Source organism: Xylanibacter ruminicola (genome assembly GCF_900142525.1).
In the GTDB taxonomy this organism is placed as follows: domain Bacteria; phylum Bacteroidota; class Bacteroidia; order Bacteroidales; family Bacteroidaceae; genus Prevotella; species Prevotella ruminicola_A.
The window spans coordinates 1-1,560 of sequence record NZ_FRBD01000063.1 but is presented as its reverse complement, the minus strand read 5'-3'; the positions used below and the strand labels follow the sequence as shown (position 1 = coordinate 1,560).

Annotated in this window: 1 rRNA gene; it reads right to left on the bottom strand. The window is 52.7% G+C overall.

The features are described from left to right. Window positions 1-34: 34 nt before the first annotated feature. A 16S ribosomal RNA gene (locus tag BUB86_RS16910) occupies window positions 35-1,560 on the bottom strand.

The window sequence follows — 1,560 nt, the reverse complement described above, 5'->3', positions numbered from 1 at the left end:
ACTAGCATCACTAGAAGACAGTCATTCTCTCCAGAAAGGAGGTGTTCCAGCCGCACCTTCCGGTACGGCTACCTTGTTACGACTTAGCCCCAATTACCAGTTTCGCTCTAGGCCGATCCTTGCGGTCACGGACTTCAAGCGCCCCCGGCTTTCATGGCTTGACGGGCGGTGTGTACAAGGCCCGGGAACGTATTCACCGCGCCATGGCTGATGCGCGATTACTAGCGAATCCAGCTTCATGGGGTCGGGTTGCAGACCCCAATCCGAACTGAGGAAGGCTTTAAGGATTAGAATGTACTTACGTACATCCAACTCTCTGTACCTCCCATTGTAACACGTGTGTAGCCCCGGACGTAAGGGCCGTGCTGATTTGACGTCATCCCCACCTTCCTCACACCTTACGGTGGCAGTATCACCAGAGTGCCCAGCATTACCTGATGGCAACTAATGAAAAGGGTTGCGCTCGTTATGGCACTTAAGCCGACACCTCACGGCACGAGCTGACGACAACCATGCAGCACCTCCACCAGCGCCCCGAAGGGCCTCAACATCTCTGTATCGTTCGCTGGCAGTTCAAGCCCGGGTAAGGTTCCTCGCGTATCATCGAATTAAACCACATGTTCCTCCGCTTGTGCGGGCCCCCGTCAATTCCTTTGAGTTTCACCGTTGCCGGCGTACTCCCCAGGTGGGATGCTTAACGATTTCTCTTGGCCGCTCACAGTATATCGCAAACAGCGGGCATCCATCGTTTACCGTGCGGACTACCAGGGTATCTAATCCTGTTCGATACCCGCACCTTCGAGCTTTAGCGTCAGTAAAGGCCTTGTTGGCTGCCTTCGCAATCGGAGTTCTTCGTGATATCTAAGCATTTCACCGCTACACCACGAATTCCGCCAACATCGAACTCACTCAAGATAACCAGTTCGCGACGCAGTTCAGCCGTTGAGCGGCTACATTTCACGTCACGCTTAATCATCAGCCTGCGCTCCCTTTAAACCCAATAAATCCGGATAACGCCCGGACCTTCCGTATTACCGCGGCTGCTGGCACGGAATTAGCCGGTCCTTATTCATACAGTACCTACAAAAAGCCACACGTGGCTCACTTTATCCCTGTATAAAAGCAGTTTACAACCCATAGGGCCGTCATCCTGCACGCTACTTGGCTGGTTCAGACTCTCGTCCATTGACCAATATTCCTCACTGCTGCCTCCCGTAGGAGTTTGGACCGTGTCTCAGTTCCAATGTGGGGGACCTTCCTCTCAGAACCCCTACTGATCGTAGGCTTGGTGGGCCGTTACCCCGCCAACAACCTAATCAGACGCATCCCCATCCTATACCGATAAATCTTTGATTCAACTTAGATGTCCGCATTGAATAACATAGAGTATTAATCCGACTTTCGCCGGGCTATCCTCTAGTATAGGGAAGGTTGGATACGCGTTACTCACCCGTGCGCCGGTCGCCATCATTAGTAGCAAGCTACCAATATGCTGCCCCTCGACTTGCATGTGTTAAGCCTGTAGCTAGCGTTCATCCTGAGCCAGGATCAAACTCTTCA